This window comes from Halarchaeum nitratireducens, assembly GCF_014647155.1.
Classification (GTDB): domain Archaea; phylum Halobacteriota; class Halobacteria; order Halobacteriales; family Halobacteriaceae; genus Halarchaeum; species Halarchaeum nitratireducens.
Map to the genome: position 1 here is coordinate 1 of NZ_BMOQ01000006.1, position 22,916 is coordinate 22,916.

Annotated in this window: 19 protein-coding genes and 1 pseudogene; 11 read left to right on the plus strand and 9 right to left on the minus strand. The window is 64.3% G+C overall.

What is annotated here, in order from left to right:
* Positions 1-628: pseudogene (locus IEX91_RS10900) on the minus strand (DNA polymerase domain-containing protein); the annotation flags it as partial.
* A gap of 400 nt (positions 629-1,028) precedes the next feature.
* Here IEX91_RS10900 and IEX91_RS10905 point away from each other — a divergent pair.
* The 5 genes from IEX91_RS10905 to gfo6 (IEX91_RS10925) all read left to right on the plus strand — a co-directional run bounded on the left by IEX91_RS10905 (position 1,029) and on the right by gfo6 (IEX91_RS10925) (position 6,539).
* Complete coding sequence (locus IEX91_RS10905) at positions 1,029-1,907, plus strand: SMP-30/gluconolactonase/LRE family protein (RefSeq protein WP_188878960.1); 879 nt, start codon at positions 1,029-1,031, stop codon at positions 1,905-1,907.
* Positions 1,908-1,969: 62 nt separating this feature from the next.
* Positions 1,970-3,046 (plus strand): D-xylose 1-dehydrogenase Gfo6, encoded by a 1,077-nt coding sequence (gene gfo6, locus IEX91_RS10910; protein ID WP_188878961.1) that lies wholly within the window; start codon positions 1,970-1,972, stop codon positions 3,044-3,046.
* Positions 3,047-3,306: 260 nt separating this feature from the next.
* Positions 3,307-4,062, plus strand: a complete 756-nt coding sequence (locus tag IEX91_RS10915) for an IclR family transcriptional regulator (protein ID WP_188878963.1) — start codon at positions 3,307-3,309, stop codon at positions 4,060-4,062.
* 293 nt (positions 4,063-4,355) lie between these two features.
* Positions 4,356-5,240 (plus strand): fumarylacetoacetate hydrolase family protein, encoded by an 885-nt coding sequence (locus IEX91_RS10920; protein ID WP_188878964.1) that lies wholly within the window; start codon positions 4,356-4,358, stop codon positions 5,238-5,240.
* Between the two features lie 228 nt (positions 5,241-5,468).
* Complete coding sequence (gfo6, locus tag IEX91_RS10925; protein ID WP_188878966.1) at positions 5,469-6,539, plus strand: D-xylose 1-dehydrogenase Gfo6; 1,071 nt, start codon at positions 5,469-5,471, stop codon at positions 6,537-6,539.
* Between the two features lie 168 nt (positions 6,540-6,707).
* On the opposite strand, the gene IEX91_RS10930 is transcribed toward gfo6 (IEX91_RS10925), so the two are convergent.
* The 4 genes from IEX91_RS10930 to IEX91_RS10945 form a co-directional block, all read right to left on the minus strand.
* Positions 6,708-7,823 (minus strand): M24 family metallopeptidase, encoded by a 1,116-nt coding sequence (locus IEX91_RS10930; protein ID WP_188878967.1) that lies wholly within the window; start codon positions 7,821-7,823, stop codon positions 6,708-6,710.
* Positions 7,824-7,973: 150 nt separating this feature from the next.
* Positions 7,974-9,299, minus strand: a complete 1,326-nt coding sequence (locus IEX91_RS10935; RefSeq protein WP_188878968.1) for a sialidase family protein — start codon at positions 9,297-9,299, stop codon at positions 7,974-7,976.
* Positions 9,300-9,520: 221 nt separating this feature from the next.
* Complete coding sequence (locus IEX91_RS10940) at positions 9,521-11,026, minus strand: alpha-N-arabinofuranosidase (protein ID WP_188878969.1); 1,506 nt, start codon at positions 11,024-11,026, stop codon at positions 9,521-9,523.
* Between the two features lie 108 nt (positions 11,027-11,134).
* Entirely contained in the window at positions 11,135-11,314 is a 180-nt protein-coding gene (locus tag IEX91_RS10945; RefSeq protein WP_188878971.1) for a hypothetical protein, read from the minus strand.
* 324 nt (positions 11,315-11,638) lie between these two features.
* Here IEX91_RS10945 and IEX91_RS10950 point away from each other — a divergent pair, with 324 nt between their 5' ends.
* Positions 11,639-12,100: a universal stress protein gene (locus tag IEX91_RS10950; RefSeq protein ID WP_188878972.1), complete on the plus strand. Its 462-nt coding sequence runs from the start codon at positions 11,639-11,641 to the stop codon at positions 12,098-12,100.
* Between the two features lie 54 nt (positions 12,101-12,154).
* Here IEX91_RS10950 and IEX91_RS10955 read toward each other — a convergent pair whose 3' ends face one another.
* The 4 genes from IEX91_RS10955 to IEX91_RS10970 form a co-directional block, all read right to left on the minus strand.
* Positions 12,155-12,760, minus strand: a complete 606-nt coding sequence (locus tag IEX91_RS10955; RefSeq protein ID WP_188878974.1) for a hypothetical protein — start codon at positions 12,758-12,760, stop codon at positions 12,155-12,157.
* A gap of 134 nt (positions 12,761-12,894) precedes the next feature.
* Positions 12,895-13,758: a carbohydrate ABC transporter permease gene (locus IEX91_RS10960; RefSeq protein WP_188878975.1), complete on the minus strand. Its 864-nt coding sequence runs from the start codon at positions 13,756-13,758 to the stop codon at positions 12,895-12,897.
* Positions 13,751-14,674: a carbohydrate ABC transporter permease gene (locus IEX91_RS10965; RefSeq protein WP_188878976.1), complete on the minus strand. Its 924-nt coding sequence runs from the start codon at positions 14,672-14,674 to the stop codon at positions 13,751-13,753. The genes IEX91_RS10960 and IEX91_RS10965 overlap by 8 nt, the downstream gene beginning before the upstream one ends.
* Positions 14,675-14,677: 3 nt before the next feature.
* Positions 14,678-16,009, minus strand: a complete 1,332-nt coding sequence (locus tag IEX91_RS10970) for an ABC transporter substrate-binding protein (protein ID WP_188878977.1) — start codon at positions 16,007-16,009, stop codon at positions 14,678-14,680.
* Positions 16,010-16,209: 200 nt separating this feature from the next.
* Here IEX91_RS10970 and IEX91_RS10975 point away from each other — a divergent pair, with 200 nt between their 5' ends.
* The 5 genes from IEX91_RS10975 to IEX91_RS10995 all read left to right on the plus strand — a co-directional run bounded on the left by IEX91_RS10975 (position 16,210) and on the right by IEX91_RS10995 (position 22,852).
* A complete protein-coding gene (locus IEX91_RS10975) occupies positions 16,210-17,352 on the plus strand; it encodes an ABC transporter ATP-binding protein (protein ID WP_188878979.1) in 1,143 nt (380 codons plus the stop codon).
* A gap of 1,150 nt (positions 17,353-18,502) precedes the next feature.
* Complete coding sequence (locus tag IEX91_RS10980) at positions 18,503-19,795, plus strand: ABC transporter substrate-binding protein (protein WP_188878980.1); 1,293 nt, start codon at positions 18,503-18,505, stop codon at positions 19,793-19,795.
* A 22-nt stretch (positions 19,796-19,817) separates the two neighbouring features.
* Positions 19,818-20,765 (plus strand): carbohydrate ABC transporter permease, encoded by a 948-nt coding sequence (locus IEX91_RS10985; RefSeq protein ID WP_188878981.1) that lies wholly within the window; start codon positions 19,818-19,820, stop codon positions 20,763-20,765.
* 1 nt (position 20,766) lies between these two features.
* Positions 20,767-21,693 carry a carbohydrate ABC transporter permease gene (locus tag IEX91_RS10990; protein WP_188878982.1) on the plus strand — a complete coding sequence of 309 codons (927 nt, stop codon included), beginning with the start codon at positions 20,767-20,769 and terminating at the stop codon, positions 21,691-21,693.
* Positions 21,694-21,697: 4 nt separating this feature from the next.
* Positions 21,698-22,852 carry an ABC transporter ATP-binding protein gene (locus IEX91_RS10995; RefSeq protein ID WP_188878983.1) on the plus strand — a complete coding sequence of 385 codons (1,155 nt, stop codon included), beginning with the start codon at positions 21,698-21,700 and terminating at the stop codon, positions 22,850-22,852.
* Positions 22,853-22,916 lie beyond the last annotated feature (64 nt).

Consider the following 22,916-nt stretch of genomic DNA (forward strand, 5'->3'; position numbering starts at 1 on the left):
AGCCGCTGTTTCGCCGTCAGCAGAATCTCCCGAGCGAACGCGTTGATCGCTTCGTGGCACTCGATGCGCCCGAACTTCGCATTGCTAAACCTTGATAACCAAAGCAGGCGACCAGGGTCCACTTCAGCGCTCCCGACCGTCCGTCGAATTCCGCCAGTCGGTCCTCGTCGGGGTCGTCCCGTTCCTTCTCGCGACGGATGGCTGCCTTGATCTCGTCGCGGGCGTCGATGATCGGCTGGAGGACGTCGACGAGGTAGTCCCGGGCGTCGCAAATCGAGTATCCGAGGCCGGGGACGTCGTCGCGGTCGCTGTGACAGCTACACCGGATACCGTCCGGCGAGACGTTCCGGGTACAGATGATGTTCGGATACAACGAGGAGAAGTCGAGTTCGTGGACGTTCCCGTGGAGGCCGACCTCGGGCGCGGAAATGAAGCCGCCGGGGTCGGCGTCGTGGAGCGTCCCCATCGGCTTGTAGAACTCGTGACGCCAGGAGTTCCACGGCACGAGAACGCCGCGGTCGTTGGCCTCGCAGATTTGGATCGCCGTGAGCACGTTCCCGATCGACGCCCACGCAAGCTCCTGGATGGGCTTTTTCGAGCGCGACACGAGATCAAGGACGCCGTCGATTAGGAGTCTGCACGCCGCATCTTTCGGCGTCTCTGCGAAGCAGGCGATATCGATGTGGGGGGCGACCACGAGTACTTGAAGCCACACGGCGCTCGTCGTGGCGCCGGGGAAGTCCTCTATCGGTTGAAGGGGCTGGCCGCTGCCCAGCGTGCGCTCCGCCACCAGGACTCCACGACGACCTCGGAGATGTACAGCCACGGCCAGTGAGCCACCATCATGAGCGACGCCTTCGAGAGGTCGACAACTGATCCCTTGTGTTGTCTGGTCCAGACAACTAAACAACAGAGAATGGGGCGATCTACTAGGTATCTAGGAAATCCTATATTAATATACGAAATTCGACGGCGCGCCCCGAGTGTTCGGGGGAAACACTCACGGCGCTGGGCGTAGAGGCGACCGTATGGAGTCCTCCACGCAGGTGACGCGTGTCGCGGACACGCGCTGTGAGACGGGCGAAGGACCGATCTGGCATCCCGACGAGGGCGTGCTCTTCTGGTGTGACATCCCGAGCGGTCGACTCCTCCGGTACGACCCGAAGCGAGACCGACACGAATGCGTGCTCGACGGCGACGACGCGCTGAGCGGAGTCACGATACAGGAGGACGGCGCGTTGCTCTTGTTCCGTGCGGGCGGTCGCGTCGAGCGCTTCGACGGCGGCTCCCCCTCGACCGTCGCGACGGTCGGCGACGCCGCGGGCACCCGGTTCAACGACGTCGTCGCGGACCCGAAGGGCCGGGTGTTCGCGGGCACCATGCCGACCGGCGATCGCCTCGGGCGGCTGTACCGATTCGACACCGACGGTTCGATCGAGCGCGTCGAGGGGGCGTACGACATCCCGAACGGGATGGGGTACACCACGGCGCGTGACGCGATGTACGTGACCGAGTCGAACGCGAAGACCGTCTACCGGTTCGACTACGACCCGGAGACCGGGGCGCTCACGCGGCGTCGGACCTTCTTGGACGTGCGCGGCGAGGCGGGGATCCCGGACGGGATGGCCGTGGACGCGGACGGTGACGTCTGGTCCGCCCGGTGGAACGGGTCGGCGGTCGTCCGCTACGACGCGTCCGCGACCGAGCGCGAGCGCGTTCGGTTTCCCGCGGCGAAGGTCTCGAGCGTCGCCTTCGGCGGACCGGACTATCGAGACGTCTACGTCACGACCGCCGGCGGCGACGACCGCGCGAGCGAGGGCGACGGTGCGGGCGCGCTCTTCCGGTTCCCGGCGCCGTCTGGCGTTCGCGGGACGGCGCCGTTCCGATCGGCGTTCCCGACGGACTGACGCTGTCACCGAGAGCGCGCGGTCCCCGTGATTTATGCTGATCGTCCGTGATACGACAGACGATGGCGACGTATTCCCTCTTGGAGCGCGACAGTCGGGAGTGGCAGACCGTCCACGACGGCACCGTTCGCTTCGCCCTCGTCGGCGTCGGATGGTGGACGCAGGAGTTCGTCCTTCCCGCGATCGAGGCGTCCGAGCTATGCACGACGACGGCGGTCGTCACGAGTTCGGCGGCGAAAGCGGAGCGCGTCCGCGAGTCGTACGACTCGATCGATCACGGCCTGACGTACGACGAGTTCGCGGACGGGACGGCCGCCGAGGCCTACGACGCGGTGTACGTCTGCACGCCGAACGCGACGCACCTCGAACACGTCGGGTCGGCCGTCGACCTCGGGAAGGACGTTCTCTGCGAGAAGCCCATGGAGGCGACGCGGGAACGCGCGGAGGCCGTCGTTGAGGCCGCGTCGGGCACTGACGTGACGCTCATGGTCGCCTACCGGATGCACACCGAACCCGCGGTCCGCCACGCGCGGGACCTCATCCGAGACGGGGTCATCGGCGAGCCGACGGTGCTCAACGGTGAGAACTCGCAGCCGCTCTTGGACATGATTCCCGACGCCGATCAATGGCGTCTGGCCCCCGACCTCACCGGGTACGGAGCTTCGGTGATGGATCTCGGGATCTATCCGCTGAACACGGCACGCTTCCTCCTCGATGCCGATCCGGTCGCCGTGCAGTCGATGATGTGCTCGGCGCGCGAGGAGTTCGAGGACGTCCCCGATGAACACGCCGCGTTCTCCGTCGAGTACGACGACGGGACGCTCGGATCGTTCACGTCGAGTCAGAACGGGAGCGACGAGACCCGCCTCGAAGTCGTGGGGACCGAGGGACGCATCGAACTACACCCCGCGTTCCACATGGAAACCGGGCTGACAGTCGCTCGGGACGGAACGACCGTCAGCGTCGAGACCGAGCAGGTCGATCAGATGGAGTACGAGTTCGATTACTTCGCGAACCAGGTGCTCGCTGGCGAACCGGTCTACGCGGATGGCGAGCACGGTCTCGTCGACATGTACGCGCTCGAAGCGATCTACGAGGCCGCCGAGACGGGGCAAACGACGTCGGTTCGGCGTCCATAGTTCATCGACGTCGCAGAGCGCCGTCCCACCGTTTCACACCGGGACGTCGTCTTCTGCGTCGCTCGTCGATCCAGCCACCGAAACGGAATCCGGGTCCGACGAACGCACCTCACTCGGAACTTCGGAGACGTCGAAGACCGGGGTGGTCGTCCGAGCGTCGAGGTCCTCGGCGCGGACGAGTGGCGAGTCGTAGCGCGGGGACGGTCATCAGTCGTTCTGAAATCCAGAATGTTTATTCATGTGAGTACGTAGTCGAACGTATGGGAGCGAAACACACGGTTCGGACGACCGCGAAGACGCTCACCCTCGTGGAGGAGCTCCGCAACAGGGGCGCCTGTGGCGTGACCGAGCTGGCCGACGAACTCGACATGGGAAAGAGCGCGGTACACAACCACTTGACGACGCTCAAGGAACACGGCTACGTCCTCCAAGACGGCGACGAGTACCGACTCGGACTGAAATTTCTCGAGATCGGTGGCCACACCAGGAAGTCGATGGACTTCTACCGCATCGCCGAACCCGAAGTGAAGTCGCTCGCGGACGAGACCGGCGAGCTCGCTAACCTCCTCGTCGAGGAGCGCGGCGTCGGCGTCTACCTCATGCGCTCGAAGGGAGAGGACGCCGTCGATCTCGACACCTATGCGGGCCGCCGGACGTATCTTCACACGACCGGACTGGGAAAGGCGATCCTCGCACACCTCCCTGAGGCACGCGTCGACGAGATCGTCGAGCGCCACGGACTCGAACGCCGGACAGCGCGGAGCATCGGGACTCGAGGAGAACTCGACGAGGCGCTCGACGAGGTTCGCGAGCGCGGGTACGCGATCGACGACGGGGAACGCCTCGAAGGCCTCCGGTGTATCGCGGCCCCGGTCACGCAGTCCACCGGCGACGTCGTCGGGGCCATCAGCCTCTCCGCCCCCGCGAGCCGGGTCAGCGACGAGGAGTTGGAGGGGCGACTCGCCGAGCGCGTGCTGAGCGCGGCGAACGTGATCGAACTCAACCTCAACTACTAGCGTCGAAAATAGAGAACAGTTCGGACCCCGTTTCGCCGTCGCACAGATAGTGTTTACACTAGTATTATCGTAAACCATCGGTCCAGCGTCCGCGTGGGCCGTTCTCTCCTTCAGAACGGTCCGGTGGGTCGGCCGACATCGCGGAGTACACGCGTGTTATCGACGCCCTCCGCGGTGTGAACGCGATCGCGCGAGCGATCCGTCGTCGTCGGTCCCACGGCGTATCGACCCGCCGACCGAGCCGTTCCGCTCGCGGCGGTACTATTTTATCACCCTCGGTGTATCGTACCCGTATGCGATACTACCGCCTCCCACGCACAGCGCAGAGTACCGCAACGGCCTCTCTCGTTGCCGTCGACACGTCGGGCGACGCCCACGACCTCACGACGGCGTCGCCCGACCTGGGCTCGTTCACCGAGCTCGCTCGGGCGGCCAACGCGAGCGACCGATCGATCGACGCCATCGCGCGGGATCGACTCGGTGACGCCGACCCGCTCGATCCGACGACCCTCCGCGGTGAGTCCCTTCGGCCGGTCGTGCCGGACGAGGTGTGGGCGGCGGGCGTCACGTATCAGATCAGCGAGGAGGCGCGAAAGGCGGAGAGCGGAAAGCCGGAGGTCTACATCGACGTCTACGAGAGCGAGCGGCCGGAAGTCTTCTTCAAGGCGACGCCGTCGCGGACCGTCGGCCCGAACGACGCGATCGGCGTCCGCGCGGACTCCGCGTGGGACGTCCCCGAACCCGAACTCGGGGTCGTGCTCCACCGGGGAAGCGTCGTCGGATATACGGTCGGAAACGACGTTTCGAGCCGGGAGATCGAGGGTGAGAACCCGCTCTACCTCCCGCAGGCGAAGGTGTACGACCGGTGTTGTTCGATCGGCCCGTGCGTCGCGACCGGTGAAACTGTCGAGGACCCCCACGACCTCACGATGACGCTCGCGATCGAACGCGACGGCGATCGAGTGTACGAGGGGTCGACGTCGACGAGCGAGATGGCGACGACGTGTGAAACGCTCGTCGAGTACCTCAGCCGGCACAACGACCTCCCCGAGACCGTGGTGCTCCTCACGGGGACGGCGCTCGTGCCGCCGGACGGGTTCACACTCACAGAGGGCGACGAAGTGCGTATCGACATCGAGAACATCGGACAGTTGGTCAACCGAACGATCTCCGTCTGAACTCGCGGTTCCGACGGGCTCCACGGCCCGGCGAAAAGGCCGTGCTGAGACGCCCGAAGAGGGAGCGAAGCGAGACACCGATTTCAGCCCGCTGCCGGCGAGGTTTGAGAAGTGAGCAGGTCGATGCGTGTATCGTCCAAAGATGTGCGCAGACTCGTCCACTTCTCAAACTGACTCAACTAGGCAGTGTCCGTGAAGACTATCTGTCGGGAGTGGAATGTGTCGCGCATGGAAGTCGACCTCGACAGCTTCAGCGGACGTGACTGGGAGACGCCCACTGACGCCGCTCCGGTCCGGTTCGCCATGGTCGGGCTCGGGTGGTGGACGCGCGAGCAGTCGATCCCTGCCGTCGAAAACGCGGAGCACTGCACGACGACCGCTCTGGTCAGTTCCAGCACGGAGAAGGCCGAGGACGTCGCGGCCGACCTGGAGGGTATCGAAGCGACACTCACGTACGACGAGTACGCCGACGGCGTGGCGAGCGACGCGTACGATGCGGTGTATGTCTGCACGCCGAACGGCTTCCACCGCGAGCACGTCGAGGCCGCGGCCGCACACGGCAAGGCGGTCCTCTGCGAGAAACCCTTAGAGGCGACCGTCGAGGACGCGCAGGCGACCGTCGATGCTTGCCGCGAGGCAGGCGTCCCGTTGATGGTCGCGTACCGGCTCCAGACCGAGCCGGTGGCTCGCCGCGCCCGGGAGCTGATTCGGGACGGCGCCATCGGGGACGTCGTCTCGATAGTCGGGCACATGTCGGACACGATTCTCGACTCCGTCGACGAGACTAGTTGGCGGTTCGACCGCGACTTGGCGGGCGGGACGACGCTCAACGACATCGGGATCTACCCGCTGAACACGATCCGGTTCATCCTGGAGGAGGATCCACAGGCGGTGTACGCACGGACGGAGTCCGAGCAACCCGCCTACGATGGGACTGACGAACACGGGGCCTTCCAACTCGAGTTCCCCGACGGCAAGCTCGCCTCGTGTACGATCTCCCACAGCGCGACGGTGACGTCGAGCCTCCGGTTCGTCGGTACCGAGGGCGAGCTGAGCATCGAGGGACTGTTCTTCCCGAACACCCAGAAAGTGCTCCGGGTATCCGGGCCGGACATCGGGGGCGAGTTCCGTCCGGAACCGGTCGACCAGATGCGCGAGGAGTTCGACTACTTCGCCAATCGCCTCCAGCGCGGCCTCGACCCCGAACCCGACGGCGAACACGGTATGGTCGACATGCGCGCCATCCGTGCCCTTTACGAGTCCGCCGAGAGCGGGCGGCGCGTCGAACTCGACCCGTAACCGAGACGCCGGGCACTAGCTTTCGACACGGCCGCAGCGGGGTGCCGACGTACGGGCGGGATTCGAGACGAGTGAGCCGTGGTCTCGCTCAACGTCGCCGCTGCACTGGGGACACGTCCAACGCACGCCACGTTTTCTTTCGGCAATCAGCTAAATGCTCGTCGGTCGTCAGTCTAGGACGAGCGGGTCGTGGAACGACACCGACTCGTCGTATCCGACGGCCTCGTAGGTGGTGGTCGGCCACCGGCCGGTCGTTGTGGCGACCTCGATGCCGCGCTCGGTGACCAGCGCCGTATCCTCGCATTTCGCGCCCTGCACGGTCGGGTTCCACGCGAACGGCATCGGGAGCGCTACGCGGTTCTCGGCGTCCGGCGTCGCAATCCACTCCCGGGTCGCATACCCGATGGCGCCGCCCTGATGGTGGGCGCGCCACTCGCTTTCGAACCCGACCGCCGCGTACGCATCCGAGAGTGCGTCGAAGACCTCGCCGGCCGACCCGACGGACGAACCGACCTCCCGCGTCGCCGCGAACGCTGTCGCCGCGACCCGACCGGCGGCGTCGTGGCGCTCCTGGAGCCACGCCGGTGCGTCGAAGGCGACCGTCCGCGTCACGGCGACGTCGTGGCCGCCCCGTTCCGCTACGACCGTCAGGTGGGCGAAGTCGCCGAGGGGCGCGCCGCTGGGCGTGTAGTGGCGGTATCGCTGCGAGCGGTCGCCGCCGCCGACCAGCACGACCGGGGTGCGGAAGCCGCGTTCGAACAGCGCCTGCGAGAGCGCACCGGCGGCCGCCCGCTCGGTCGTCTCGCTGGTGAGGTCTCGGGCGACGGCCTCGACGGCTGCGGTCGTCTCTTCGCAGGCATCCCGGTACCGGTCGCGCTCCACGGGCGGCATCGGCGAACGTACGCGCGTCGGGTCGAGCTCCTCGACGCCCGCGATGGCCACGTCCGCGGCGGCCACGCCGTTGTGGTGTGAGGCGACGGCCTCCCGGAGCGAGGCGTCGTGCCACTCGAACTCCGTCACCTCGGGAGCGGTGTCCGCGGCGTCGAGTCCGGGAAGCTCCTCGTCGAGGAGGCGGCCGCGTTCGTTGTTCGGCGCGAGCACGCGCACGCCGTCGTGCCCGACGCCGACCGCCCCGACACCCACGTCGCTGGTCATGTCGACGACCGGGTCGCCACCGGTCAGCCACCCGTAGTTCGCTGGCCGACAGAGCCACAGCTCGTCAAGATCGCGCTCGGCGAGTACAGCTCGAAGTCGTTCGAGCTTCGTCGTGGTCGCGTACGCCATAGGTCACCATGCGCACGCTGGCGACTAAAACATACGGCCTTCTTCCAACGAACTACCCCGGTTCCGGTGTGTGCGCCGCACACATCGAAACCGGTGGCGGAGGACGCGTGACTCGACGGATGGTAGCGAGTGTTGCGCTCGTGTCGCTAGTCAGAGCTTGTTCAGTTTCAGTGGCCGCTCGGCGTACTGAATCTGGGTCAGCGTCTCGTTCATCGCGGTCGACGTCATTTCGAGGAGGTGTTTGCCATTTGGCGACGGGAGAATCGGAGTCGTCCACCCGACGAAGATTCGGCCGCCGAGTTCGCCCGATGTCCGGAACGACAGCGGCGCCTCGACGGCTGTCCAGTCCCCACTTCCGTCGAGGTTCGTGTTGGCAAGGACGACCTCGCCGTTCCCCTCTGCGGGTTGATGGTTCTCGTCAACCAACTGTTTGCCGGAGACCAGTACCGTCCCGTCCGGGCCGCCCCGCGGCGTCCACGTGACGTACGGACCGTTGACTAACCGTCGACCGTCGGCGGTAACGACCTGCTGGCCGAGGTCGGTCGGGTCACCCCAATCGCGGCCGTTCGGGGATGTCTTCACACGTATCTCACCGTTCACCTCGTTGGAGCCGACGACCTCGTAGGCAATCATATAGGTACCGTCCGGGAGTTCGACGACGACCGGCATGCCGGGCCGGTCGACCCCGTTCGGCACCGCGGCCACGAACTGCTCGTCGCCCCACGTCTGCCCGCCGTCCGCGGACGCCTTGAGTCCAACGAGCTGATTGTAGTCGTCGTCGCTGCCTTGCCGCTCGTCCGCGAAGTAACAGATGAGATGGCCGTCCGCGTCGAGCTGGAGCTCCGGTTCCCAGACTGGGCTGTTGCCAGCCTGTGGAACTGCCGTCCCGCTGGTGACGACAGTGCTGACGTACTCCCATGACTCGCCGTGATCAGTGCTGGCGTAGAGGTCGATACTGGAGTCGCCGAGCGTCCCGATTTCGCCCTCTGGGATGTCGCTAGGGTCGTCGAGAATCGGAATCGAATTCCCAGCGGCGAGTACGGTTCCCGCCGGCCACGGCCCGACCTCCTCGGGAAGTTCGTAGAGGGTGGGCTGATACCGCATCCCCCAGTCCTTTCCGCTCTGGTCGTAAATCTCGGAGAACTTCGACCACGTCTGGCCACCGTTCGTGCTCCGGTATACCGGGAAGAACGGCTCCGCGCCGCCGCTCATCGACGGGTAGTACTCGAAGGTCGCTAGCAGCGTGTCGTTGCCGCCGGGTGCGTGTTCAAGGCGCTCGACGCGGGGGTACATCGCGCCGGGCGCCGGTGCGCCCTCGGGCGGTGCGTACAGCGTCTCCCCACTGTGTTTGGTGCCGGGGTCGGTGGTCGCCGCATGAACGGATCCCGTCGCGCCGACGCTGGCAGCGCCGAGGAGCCCGAGTACCCGGAGGTAGTCTCTACGTGTCGCGCCGTCGCCGAGAGTGGGTTTATTCATGCATTCATCACCGCAACACTATCGTCGGCAGGAAATTGTAACAATCTTTCGCAAGTGTTATCGGTGTGATCGCCGCTCCGTGGGAAGCGTGCTCACGTCGATTCTCGGGCGCGGTTGACGACTAGCTGTCTGAGCACCTTAACGTGCAGGCTGACCGCGGCAATCTCGAACGAACCACGAAAAACGGAGTCGTCGCGTGGGAAGAGTCGTAGGACGACTCGTTACTCGACGGAGATGCCGGCGACCGTCGACGGCGCGAGGTCCACGGTCAGCACGTCGCCGTCCACGTCCACGCCGAGGTCGTCGGCCGCGAACTCGTCGGCGTTCGACGCGCCGGCTTCGAGGCCCGGGTCCTGCCCCTCGAACAGCACTTGTGCGGCCACGTCGGCGTCGCCGGCGTCCGCACCCTCGATGGCGACCTCGACGGTATGGCCGTCGCGGCAGTCCAGATTCGTGACTGTCACGTACGTCTCGCCGTCCTCGGCGACCGAGGCGGACGCGCCGACGAACGGCAGGTCGTCGTCCCCGTGCTCGACCTCGCGGGACGGCGTGTCCACGGTCGTCGTGAGCGCGTCGTTGCCCTTGTGGGGCGCGTAGAGGTCGAACACGCGGTAGGTCGGGCGCGCCCACGCCTCGTCGCCGTCGGTCTCCACGAGACACTGGAGGACGTTGACCGTCTGCGCGATGTTCGACATCGTCATCACGTCGCTGTGATGGTTGAAGATGTCGAGGACTGCGGCCGCCGACAGCGCGTCGATGACGGTGCCGGGCTGTTCGAGGCCGTTCTCCGCGACCGCCTCGGTGTGCCACGCGCCCCACTCGTCGATGATGACGCCGATGTCCCGCGTCGTCGCCACGGCGTTGATGGCCGAGGCGATGCGCTCGATGTGGTAGTCCATTTCGAGGGCCTCCACGAGGAACTGATCGTACTTCTCCTCGCCGGCCTCCGCGATGGACATCGTGCGGCCGTAGTAGTGGTGCAGCGTGAGGTGATCAAGCGGGAACTCGACGCCCCAGTTCGTGTTCCCGATCTCCTCCATGAAACGGTGGTTCCACTCGTGGTTCTCGAACCCGCAGGCGATGAGCTCGAGATCGTGGTCGAGCATCAGGTTGTCCATCGACCCGACGTAGGTAGCGAACCGGCGGTACTCGCGGGCGTACTGTTCGGGGGTCATCTGGCCGCCGCATCCCCAGTTCTCGTTTCCGAGCCCCCAGTACTTGACGCCGTAGGGTTCCTCGTGGCCGTTCGCGCGGCGGCGGTCGGCGAGCTCGGTGTCGCCGTCGTAGTTACAGTACTCGACCCAGTCGGCGGCCTCCTGCGGGTCGCCCGAGCCGACGTTCGCGGCGAGATACGGCTCGGTGCCGACGCGCTCGCAGAACTCCAAGAACTCGTCGGTTCCGAAGGCGTTCGACTCCTCGGGCACGTCCTCGCGGCCCTGCGCCCAGAAGAGATTGCGCCGACGGGGGCGGTCCTCCCGCGAGCCGACGCCGTCCTCCCAGTGGTAGTCGTCGGCGAAACAGCCGCCCGGCCACCGGAGAACGGGGATTTCGAGATCGGCGAGCAGTCCGAGGACGTCCTCGCGGAACCCGTCCTCGTCGGCGGTGTCGTCGGTCCACAGGCCGTCGTAGACGCAGCGGCCGAGGTGTTCGGAGAAGTGGCCGTGGAGTTCCGGTTCGATGCGGTCGATACGCGCCTCTGGGTGGACGGTAACGCGGGCGTTTGCCATGCAACTGCATGGTTGTAGTATCGATGATTATAAATCAATGGGTTGACCCGACAGCCGACGACACCCGCGGCACCGACGGCGCCGTCCGACGGTTAGGGGAGCCGAACGCTACCAGAACTTCACGTTGACCTCGACGACGTTGGCGGTCCGCAACACGAGGTCGGGAATCCCCGCTTTGAAGCGCTCGTCGAGAATATCGTGTATCTTCTCGTCGGAGAACTCCACGAGAATCGCCTTCCTCGCGGAGGTCGTCGAGAGGTTGACGTGCTCGCCGACCTGGTGGGCCATCTTCTAAATCTCGGGCTCGACCACGTCGTAGGTGGGATCTCGCTTCCGGGCGTACCCGCCGATTTCGAGAATCGTGTACCTACGCGGTAGCTGTCGTCGTCGCTAGTCACGAACTCCTCGTCTTCCAGCGTCCGGTGGTGGTCGAACACCGTACTCGTGGGCAGGTCCACGTGCTCGGTGAGCGCTGAGACGCCAGTTTGATGTGCTCTTGGAGCACCTCGACGACGCGCCGAACGTCGACCGCGAACCGTAACCGGACTGCCGAGCTCCCCCGTCGCTCCCTGCTGGGACAATGTTTATGGGTGACTGCGTTCAGGTGACGGTATGGCGTTCGATACCATACTGGTAGGCATCGGACCGGGCGACTGGGACCGAACGACCCGCGTCGCGGCCGAGACCATCACGGTCGCAGAACCGACCGACGCCACGGTCGTGTTGCTGCACGTGTTCTCCGAGGACGAGTTTGAGGACACCGCTCGGAAGTTGGAGTTCGACCCGTCGAGGGAGGACGTCGACCCGGGCACCGTTGCGCGCCGGGACATGGTGATTCACGATCTCGTGGACGCGTTTGAGGACGCCGGCGTCGAGTACGCGATTCGCGGCGCAATCGGCGACCCGGCGGAGGAGATCGTCCGAGTCGCGGAGGCGGAGGGCGCCGACCGGGTGTTCGTTGGCGGGCGGAGCCGTAGCCCCACCGGGAAGGCGGTCTTCGGGAGCATCGCCCAGTCGGTACTGCTGTCGTCGCCGTGTCCGGTCACGTTCGTCCGCCGCGAGACCGACACGTGACGACGCACTCTTCACGTGAGACTGCCGACACGCCGCTCATCGAGAACGCGTCGGTCACGTCGCGTGTCGGCCGACGACGGCGACGTGGAAGGTGAACAGCAGGAACGGGAAGACCAGACAGACGGTGACGGTGAGCAGGGCGCTGACGGCGAACAGTCCGAGGCTGACGAACCCGACGAGCACCGTGTCGAAGGGACGGGAGACGGTCCACGAGTACCCGCCGGTGACCGCCTCGTACACCGATGCGCCCTCGGAGAGGCGGACGAACGCGACGACGAGGACGACGGCGAGGTGCGCGGTCACGTAGCCCACGACGACGGCGAGCGCGCCGGCTTGAACGCCGCCAGTCTGGAAGTACTGGGTTGCGTAGGCGACGGTGACGACGGTGAACGCGACGAACACGCCGCTGAGGAGCGCCGCGTTGTGCCAGTTGGCGGCCAGCGCCTCGCGGACCTCGCTGCGGTCGACGCGGCCGTGCTCGCGCAGCGACTGGATGGCGGCGTACGCGGCGAGCGTCGCCGGACCGACGGTGACGACCGGGAGTGACGCCACGAACCACCCGAGACTGACGACGACCGCGGCGACGCTGTGGTGGTACGCCGACCGAAACGCGTCGCCGAGGCCGGCGTGGACCGATCGCACGTCGTCTGCCGTGTTCATCGCGTCACCCGCGTCGGCTGGTCGGTGCGCGGCGCACCGTCGGAGTCGCGTCGAGCGTGCATGTTGTCAACACGCGTGTTGGTCGTAATGAGTGTTGTCCCCGACGTGGGCGGCGGGAAGTGGGGATCGGGGGGTTACCCGGTGGTGCCGGTGCCCTGAATCTGGACGGCGCGGACGATCTCACCTTGGAAGAAGAGGTAAACGATGAACAGAGGCAGCGACGCCAGCACCGTCACGGCCATGTGGAGGCCGGGCGTCGTGATGTTGCCCTGATAGAGGTTCACGAGCCCGATGGGGAGCGTGTACGCCGCTTGGTCCGAGAGGACGATGAGCGGCCACAGGAACGCGTTCCAGTTGTAGACGAACATGAACAGCGCCAGCGACGCCAGAATCGGACGCGCGAGCGGCAGGACGATGCGCGAGTAAATCTGGAACGTCGAGAACCCGTCAAGGCGCGCGGCTTCCTCGTACTCGTCGGGGATGTCCCTGAAGAACTGGTAGAGGAGGAACACGCCAAGCGGGCTCGCCACCGCGGGCAGAATCACCCCCCAGTAGGAGTTCACCAGCCCGAGGTCCGAGACGACCGTGTACAGCGGGACGATGTTCATGTAGTACGGGACCATGAAGCTCGCGAGGATGACGCCCATCACGACGGACTGGCCGGGCCAGTCCAGCCGCGTCAGTGAGAACGCGATCATCGAGTCGATGACGAGAATGATGAGCGTCGCGCCGCCGGCGATGATGAACGTGTTTATCGTCCACTGCACGAACAGCGACTGCGTGAGGATGTGTCGGTAGTACTCGAAGGTGATCTCGGGCGGAATCCAGAACGGCTTCGGACTCGTCAGGAACCGCCGCGGCTGGAACGACCGCGAGATCGTGTACAGGTACGGGACCGCCATGAGGATGGCAGTGCCGTACAGCACCGCGTGGGTCCCCAGTGAGCGCAGCGACACGTCGTCGAGCAGGCCGGACCGCTCGTGTTCGGCGTCAGTCATTGGTTCCGATCACCTTGAAGTTGATGACCGCGATGAGCACCAGAATCATCACGAGCACGTACCCGATTGCCGCGCCGTAGCCGTACTGCTGTTGGGAGAACGCGCTCCGGTAGAGGTAGTACACCAGCGTGTCAGTCGAGTCTCGGGGGCCGCCACCCGTCAGGACGTACGGCTGGGCGAACACTTGGAACTGGAGGATGAACTGAATGATGACTACGAACAGGATGGAGTTGCGCATCTGCGGTAGCGTGACGTCCTTGAACGCGCGCCACGTGCTCGCGCCGTCGAGGCGTGCGGCCTCGTAGAGGCGCTCGGGAATGCCCTGTCGGGCCGCGAGGAAGATGACGAAGTTGAACCCCACGAGCCACCACACCGTCATGAACGCCAGCGCCGGCATCGCTAAGTCCGTCGACGTCAGCCAGCCGGGCGGACTGTCCATGACGTACCCGAGGTAGTAGTTGATGAGGCCGTATCCCTCGGAGTACACCTCCGACCAGATGAGCGTGACGACGGCGACGGTGAGGATGTACGGGCTGAAGTAGATGGCCCGCAAGATGCGCTTGCCCTTCACGTTCTTGTTGACGCCGAGCGCCAGTCCGAGCCCGACGAGTACGAGTAACGGGACCGAGAGCGCGACGAAGTACACCGTCCCCTGCATCGCGTTCCAGAACACGGGGTCGTGTAACAGCTGGACGTAGTTCTGGACGCCGATGAACTCCGACTGCGAGGGAACGAACGGGTCCCAGTCGAAGAGGCTCATGTACATCCCCTTCAGCGCCGGCCAGACGAGGAACACCGAGAACACCGCCAGATACGGGAGCGACCATGCCACGCCCTCGACGGTCTCCTTGCGGACGCCGAAGACGGTCTGGCGGGCGTGGTCAGATTCCTTGGTGAAGCGGTTTCGTAGTCCCATCTCTCACTCTTTGATGCCGTTACTGATGGTCGAGACGCCGTCTTCGAGAGCCGCCTGCGGATTCTCGTAGTTGTGGCCCCATAGGTCGCGCAGCCACTGGTACCAGTCTTGAGAGGTCGGGTCGCCGTTGGGTACCTTCGGTTGGTAGAAGTACACGTCGTTCTCGGCCATTTCGAGGTACTTCGAGAGGGTCTTGTCGTAGAACGGGGAGTTCTGGAACACCTCGGATTCGCGGATGTCGGCGGCGGCGGGCAGGTGGCCGGCGCGCGCTCCCCACTCGGGGTTTTCGGTGGTCATCCAGTGGGCGGCCTTCGCGGCGAGCTCAGATTTGCGCTGGCCGCGACTCTGACTCCGGGGGAGGACGACCGTGTGGCCGTCCGCCCAGACCGCCTCTTGGCTCCGGTTCGGCGCGACGTTCGGCTTGAAGAACCCCCAGTTGAGGTCCTCGACATCCGATAGCGAGGCGACGTACCACGTGCCGTTCATCGTCATCCCGAGGTTCCCGTTCGAGAATGCGTTGGTGCCCCAGTCGGCCTCGGTCGTTTGCGGCGACCAGCCCATGTCGCCGGTCATGTCCCAGAACAACTGAGAGGTGTTCTGGCCGGCCTGGTTGTTGAACGACGGGTTCCAGTCGCTGTCGAAGAGGGTACCACCCTGCTGTTTGACGAGGCTGCTCCACGTCCGCCACGAGCCGAACCCATCGTTGGCCGGGGATTGGCTGAATGCCGCGTTGTCAGTCTGGTCGACGATGGCGTTACCGGCGGTCTGGAACTCCTCCCAGTTGGTCGGCGGCGATTCGGGATCGAGACCCGCGGACTCGAAGACGTCCTTGTTGTAGTAGCCGCCGAGCGGGTGGAGATCCATCGGGAGGGCGCGCGTCTCGCCCTCGACGGTGACGAGGTCCCAGTGGTTGTCGAGGTAGTCACTCTCGATGTCGCTCGTCTCGAGATAGTCCCCGATGGGGTCGATGACGTTGTTCCACGAGCGCAGGTACGCCGCGTGCATGATGGCCATGTCGGGCCCGCTACCGCTGGTCAGCGCAGTGTAGAGTTTGTTGTAGTACTGAGCCCACGGCGTGCGTTGGCGGTTGATCGTTACCTCCTCCTCGACGTCGAGGGGCTGTTCGTCGTTGAACTTCTGGACGATGTCCTTCATCACGGGGCCCTCGCCGCCGCTGAACAGTTCCCAGAACGTGATCGTGTACGAGTCGGATCCGCCACCGCCGCCCGAGGACCCGCCACCGCCCATGCAGCCGGCGAGTGCGATGCTCCCGGTCACTCCGGTAGCGGCGATGAATCTACGGCGCGTACTCGTGGATAGTCGGTCGCCAGTCATGATTGTCCCGGTTAATCATGGCCGACTGCACCATGATAAATGTTAGGTAGGGAACTGCTCAAAACCGCGCCTGCGGATCGAACTCCGCGTTCGCGGTCTGGGCGTAGGTCTCCCGAGTGGACGACACGGCGACCGAGCAGCGTCGTCGGGGGCCACAGACCATCCGAAGAACTATTATACAGTGTTAATAATCACTTCCCATGAGTCGCGTTAGCATCGAGAACGTATCGAAGCTTTACGACGGCAGCGGTGACGGCGAGGGGAAAATCGTCGCCGTAGATGGGGTCACCCTCGACATCGAGGACGGCGAGTTCCTCACCATCGTCGGTCCCTCGGGGTCGGGGAAATCGACGCTCCTGCGGATGGTCGCGGGGTTGGAGGACATCAGCTCCGGGACGATTCGCATCGGCGACCGCGTCGTCAACGACATCCAGCCCCAAGATCGGGGCGTGGCGATGGTGTTCCAGAACTACGCGCTGTACCCTCACATGTCCACGCGGAAGAACATGGCCTACGGCCTGAAGCTGACCTCCGACCTCTCGGACGACGAGGTCCAACAGCGCGTCGAGGAGGCCGCCGAGATGATGGGCATCGAGGACCAACTCGGCAAGAAGCCGGGAAGCCTCTCGGGCGGCCAACAGCAGCGCGTGGCGACGGGTCGCGCCATCGTCCGCGACCCCGAGGTCTTCCTGATGGACGAGCCGCTCTCGAATCTCGACGCGAAGCTCCGAGCGCACATGCGCACGGAGATTCAACGCATCCACGAGGAACTCGGCACCACGTTCATCTACGTGACGCACGACCAAGAGGAGGCGATGACGATGTCCGACCGCGTCGCCATCCTCAACCACGGCGAAGTCCAACAGATCGGAACGCCCGACGAGATATACAACGAGCCGAAGAATCTCTTCGTCGCGGACTTCGTGGGCAGTCCGGCGATGAACACCTTCGACGTGACTTTCGACGGGACGACGCTGACGGCTACGGACTTCGAGTACGAGGTCTCGTCGACGCGCGCCGAGCGGGTGCGCGAGCGCGCCGGCGACGACGCGTCGCTCGTGCTCGGGATTCGACCGGAGGATATTCACATCGCCGAGGCGGACGCCGAGAACGCCATCGAGACGATACTCGACGTCCGGGAGCCCGTCGGGTCCGACAACTACCTCTACCTCGAAATGGAGGGCGTCGAGGAGTGTCGGGTGCGCGTCCCCGGTGACGTGAAGCCCCGCGAGGGCGAGGCCCTCACCGTCTCCTTCGACGAGGACGACATCCACCTCTTTCGGGCGTCCGACGGCGAGAACATCCTCGCCGAGGAACGCGGCCAGCACGAAGTCACCGCGTGAACGGCACTCGGCGGTAACGGGTCGTGAACGGATGCTCGCGCGGTCGACGCTGCGCCCTACATAGAAGTCGAACAGGCATGCGTTCGTTCGCGGACCACGACTTGCGGGAGACTACCGACGGCGCGCTGCGGCCCGCGCTCGTCTGTCTCGGGTGAGGGGCCATCGACGTCGGCGTCGCGGATCGCGCGTTCTACTCGGAGCGGTCGTCAGTCGTTCTGAAATATAGAATCTTTATTCATTCGGGTACGTAGACAAACGTAGGGGAGCGAAACACACGGTACGGACGACCGCGAAAGACGGGACCGGCGAACTCGCTACCCTCCTCGCCAAGGAGTGCGGCGAACATGATCGAGGTCGACCCCAACCAGTAGCGTCGAAAATAGAGAACAGCGTGGACCCCGTTTCGCCGTCGTACAGAGGTATTTTACATTAATATCTTTGTAAGCCTTCGGCCCAACATCCGTGTGATTTGTTCTGTATTTCAGAACGGATCGGTGAGTCGGCCGTCACCGCGGGTGCAGGCGTGCCATCGCCGCCCTGTACGGTGTGAACGCAATCGCACGATCGATCCGCCGTCGTCGGCCCCATAGCGTATCGGCCCGCCACCCGACCGTCCTGCCCGCGGTGATATTATCTTGTCATCCTCAGTGTATTATACGCACATGATACCACTACCGCCCACGAACGGCCTAGAGTACCGTAGCGACGTCTCCTGATGCCGTCGACGCGTCGGACGACGCCTATGACCTCACGACGACGCGCGACGGTAGACGGGTGTACGAGAGGACGGCGTCAACGAGTGAGATGACAACATGATTGGAGATACTCGTCGGGTGCCTCGACCAGCACAACGACCTCCAGAGAGTGGTGTTGCTCAGGGGGACGGGGGCTCGTACCGTCAGACAGTTTCACGCTCACCGGGGATGACGAGGTCAGAATCGACATCAAGAACATGGGACGCCTGGTCAGTTGGATGGTCGCAGTCTAACGCGGTCCGGACGCGACGCGCCAGCGGGCTGGCCAGCGACGTATCCCCCAAGATCGAGAGATATGACACCACAAGTACTATATGCGTCTACCGAGGCGAATGTAACGAACGATGGCGAACGACATCCCATCCACCGATTTCATTACGAACAGGCGCAAAGTTATGGCCAGTCTCGGTGCGCTCGGCGCGAGCGCGCTCGCCGGTTGCGGCGGGAGTTCCGGCGGCGGCGAAAACAATAGTGGCGGGTCCAGTAGTCAGAGTAGTGGATCAGAATCATCCGGCGGAACCCTCGAAGTTCTCCACGGGTGGACCGGGGGAGACGGTAGCAACGCGATCGAGGCGCTCAAGCAAGAATTCAAAAACACGCACCCCGAGGTCAAGACCAATATCAAGGCGGTCGGCGGGAGCGCGAACGTCAGCCTGAACGCAACGGTGACGCGCCGGCTCGCGAATAACAATCCGATGAGTTCCTTCGCCAACTGGCCGGGGAAGAACCTCCAGCGGTACGAGGGCGCACTCATGGACCTCGAAGAAGACGTCTGGGACGCAAACGGTCTGAAGGACAAGATATTCGACCCGGCGGTCGAGAAATGTAAGTTCAACGGGATAATGCCGACGGTTCCCATCGGCTCCCACCGGCTGAACAACCTCTTCTACAACGTCCACGTCTTCGAGGAGGCGGGCGTGAACGCCGAAGACCTCACAGACCCCTCATCGCTCGTTGACGCGCTCGAAAAGATCCAGAAGAACACGGACGCCGTCGGGATGGCACAGGCGATGAAGGCGCCATTCACGAACCTTCAGCTGTTCACGGAGATTCTCATGGGGCAGGCCGGCGTGAAGTCGTATATGAACTTCATCAACGGGAACCCCAACCGGAGCGATATCGCCGACGCCCTCGAGACTGAAAAGACCATCCTAGAGAACTACATCAACAACGACTCTTCCTCGATCAACTACACCACGGCGAACTCGAAGGTGATGTCCGGGAAGGCGGGCTGTATTCACGAGGGGAACTGGATGTACGGGATGTACCGCGCCGACGAGAGTTTCAAGTACAAAGAGGACTGGGACTGGATCCCTTTCCCCGGGACGGAGGGGTTGTACGTCTTCCACCTCGACTCCTTCATCGCGACGGCGAACAACCCGTCCCCGGACACGACGAAAACGTGGGAGAAGTTCGTCGGGTCGAAGAAGGCCCAAGTGACGTTCAACAACCCGAAGGGGTCGGTACCGCCGCGCAACGATATCGACCCGGAGAAGCTCACGCCGTTCCTGAAGATGACCTACAAGGACCTCCTCTCGGCGGACCAGCTCCCGCCGACGACGGCTCACGGACTCGCTGTCTCCCCGAAGACGCTCGGCGACCTCAAGAGCGCGTTCGGGAACGACTTCATGGGACCATTCCACGTCGACAAGACGGCGGACGCGCTCGTCTCCGCGGTGAGCAGCTGAGACCTTTCTCCCACGACAATACATGGTTACACAGAACCCGACCGATCACGCGGGCCGGACGGATGAGAGGCCGTTCTCGGAGCGGCTCCAGCACTTCGTCAACGGGACGTTCGTCCGATCACTCCCGTTCTGGGGGATCCCGTTCCTGCTCATGGGGAGCGCCGTCTACGCCGGAATCGGGTGGAACGTCCTCATCTCGCTGACCGACTACGAGGGGTTGGCGTCCGCGAGCTACTCCCAGCTCGACTTCGAGATGTACGCGCGGGCCTTCGGCAGCTCGACCTTCTGGACGGCCGCGCAGAACACGTTCGTCCTGCTCGTCGCGTTCACTGTCATCTGCCTTGTCCTCGGGCTAGCGCTGGCGGTGCTCCTCGACCGGAACATCCGGTACTCCGAGTCCGTCCAGACGATATACGTCCTCCCGATGGCGCTCTCGTTCGTCATCACCGCCCAGCTCTGGCTGTGGATGTACAACCCGGATAGCGGCCTCGTGAACCTCGCCATCAAGACGCTCGGGCTCTCTTCGATCGACTTCCTCGGAAATCCAAAGTTCGCCCTCGCTGCGGTGATCTTCGCCCTCGTCTGGCAGTTCAGCGGATACGCGATGGTCGTCTACCTCGCGGGACTCCGATCCATCCCTACGTCTCAGTTCGAGGCCGGGAAGATAGACGGCGCGAGCACCGCGCGGATCTATCTCCGGATCATCATCCCACAACTTCGCGCGTCCTCGGTCAGCGCCGCGGTAGTGCTGATGGTGTTCGCGCTGAAGGCGTTCACCTTCCTCTATTCGCTCACGGGCGTGTTCCGGCCACCGAACGGGACTGACATCCTCGCGACGCTGATGGTGCGACGTGCGTTCAAGTACACGGAGTGGGCGTACGGCGCGGCCATCGCCACGATGTTGCTGTTGTTGGCGCTCGGCGTCATCGCACCGTACCTCTACTACCAGCACAAACACGGGAGTCTCTGAGATGTCCGTTTCCACACCAACGACAGACGACCTCGCCGACTGGTACACCGATCTGACGTGGACACGCGCGGCGCTATACGCGCTCGTCCTGCTCGGGGTCGTGTTCTTCCTCGCACCGCTCGAGACGGGGCTGATGACGGCGTTCAAGTCGAACGCCGCAGTCATCCGCACGCTCCCGTTCCTGCCGCCGTTCGGGGATGGGTTCACGCTCGACAACGCGCAGTTCGCGTGGAACCATCTCAGCGGTCCACTCCTCAACTCGCTCGTGATGTCCATCCCGGCGACGCTGTTCACCGTGCTGTTCGCGAGTATGGCAGCGTACGGGCTGACGATGGTGGACTGGCGCGGCCAACTCGCCGTGCTCAGCCTGTTCTTGGTCGGCGTGTTCGTCCCCTATCAGGCCGTGCTCGTGCCGCTCGCGCGGTTCTGGAACAACATCTTGCCGCTCGGGAAAATGGTCGCGCCGTACGTCGCAGCGCTCCCGTACTTCACGGAGAACCATGCGGTGCTCGTGCCGCTGATCATCACGCACGTCGCGTACGGCATCCCGATCATCACGGTGCTGTTCCGGTCGTACATGCAGACGCTCCCGACATCGCTCGTTGAATCCGCGATGATAGACGGTGCGAGCGTGACGAAGATCTACTACCGCATTATCGTCCCGCTCTGCAAGCCGATGTTCGCCGTCGTCTTCATCTACCAGTTCACGCAGATTTACAACGAGTTCTTATTCTCTCTGACGCTTATCGGGAACGCGTCGAGTTCAGCGGCGACGGTGACGCTCGTCCTACCGAGTCTCGGGGCGTCCGTTAGCGGGATGGACTTCGGGGTTCGGATGTCGGCGTCGCTCCTCGCAGCGATTCCGACGCTCATCATCTACGTCGCGTTCGCCGAACAGTTCGCCAAAGGACTCGCAACGGAAGCCTGAAACCATGGGAGAGATCAACCTATCCAACCTGACGAAACGATTCGGCGACGTTGTCGCCGTGAACGACCTCGATCTGGAAATCGAGGACGGGGAGTTCCTCGTCCTCGTCGGCCCGTCCGGCTGCGGGAAGTCCACGACGCTCCGCTGTGTCGCAGGGCTGGAGACACCGTCCAGTGGCCAGATCCGATTCGACGAGACGGACGTCACCTACCGCGTCCCACAGAACCGGGACGTGGCGATGGTCTTCCAGGACTACGCGCTCTACCCGCACATGACTGTACGGGAGAACATGAAGTTCGGCTTGGAGGAGGAGCCCGATTACACGGACGAGGAGCGCGAGGAGCGCGTCGAGTCCGTCGCGGACTTACTCGACATTCCCGACCTGCTCGACCGGAAACCCGGCGAACTCTCGGGGGGCCAACAGCAACGGGTCGCACTCGGTCGTGCTATCGTCCGCGACCCCTCGGTGTTCCTGATGGACGAGCCGCTCTCGAATCTCGACGCGAAGCTCCGCGCGACAATGCGGATGGAGCTCCAACACCTGCAGGAGGACCTCGGTGTCACCACCGTCTACGTCACGCACGACCAGACCGAGGCGATGACGATGAGCGACCGGATGGCTGTGATGAACGACGGGGAACTCCAGCAGGTCGGCGAACCTCTGGATCTCTATCACGCCCCCGCGAACCTGTTCGTCGCCGAGTTTCTCGGCGAACCGAACATGAACCACCTCAACGGGACGGTCGACGACGGCCGGTTCGTCGCCGACAGCTTCACCTACCCGTTTGACGACTCGGTGCTCGACGACGTCGAGGACGCGGATGACGTCGTCCTCGGCGTCCGCCCGGAGTCGGTCGAGATCCTCGACGACGACCCGGAAGCGGTGTCACTCGGCGATCGCGAGTTCGAGATGACAGTGGATGTCGTCGAACCGATGGGGAATGAGCACGTCGTTCACCTCGATTTCGCCGCCGACGCGTCGGAGTCGCTCACCGCAATCGCCGACGGAATGCGTCGCATCGAGGAGGGCGAGTCCGTTATCGTCCACTTGCCACACGACGCCGCCCATGTGTTCGATGCGAGAACCGGCGTGGCCCTCCACAACCGGCGGGTCTCGTTCGATGGTTCGAGCGACCAGCTTGACGAGCCGCGCGTCTGAGTAGGCGATCGCCGCGGGACTCCGATGCGTCCCGGGATGCGATTTTAATTTCTCGCAGTCGCTA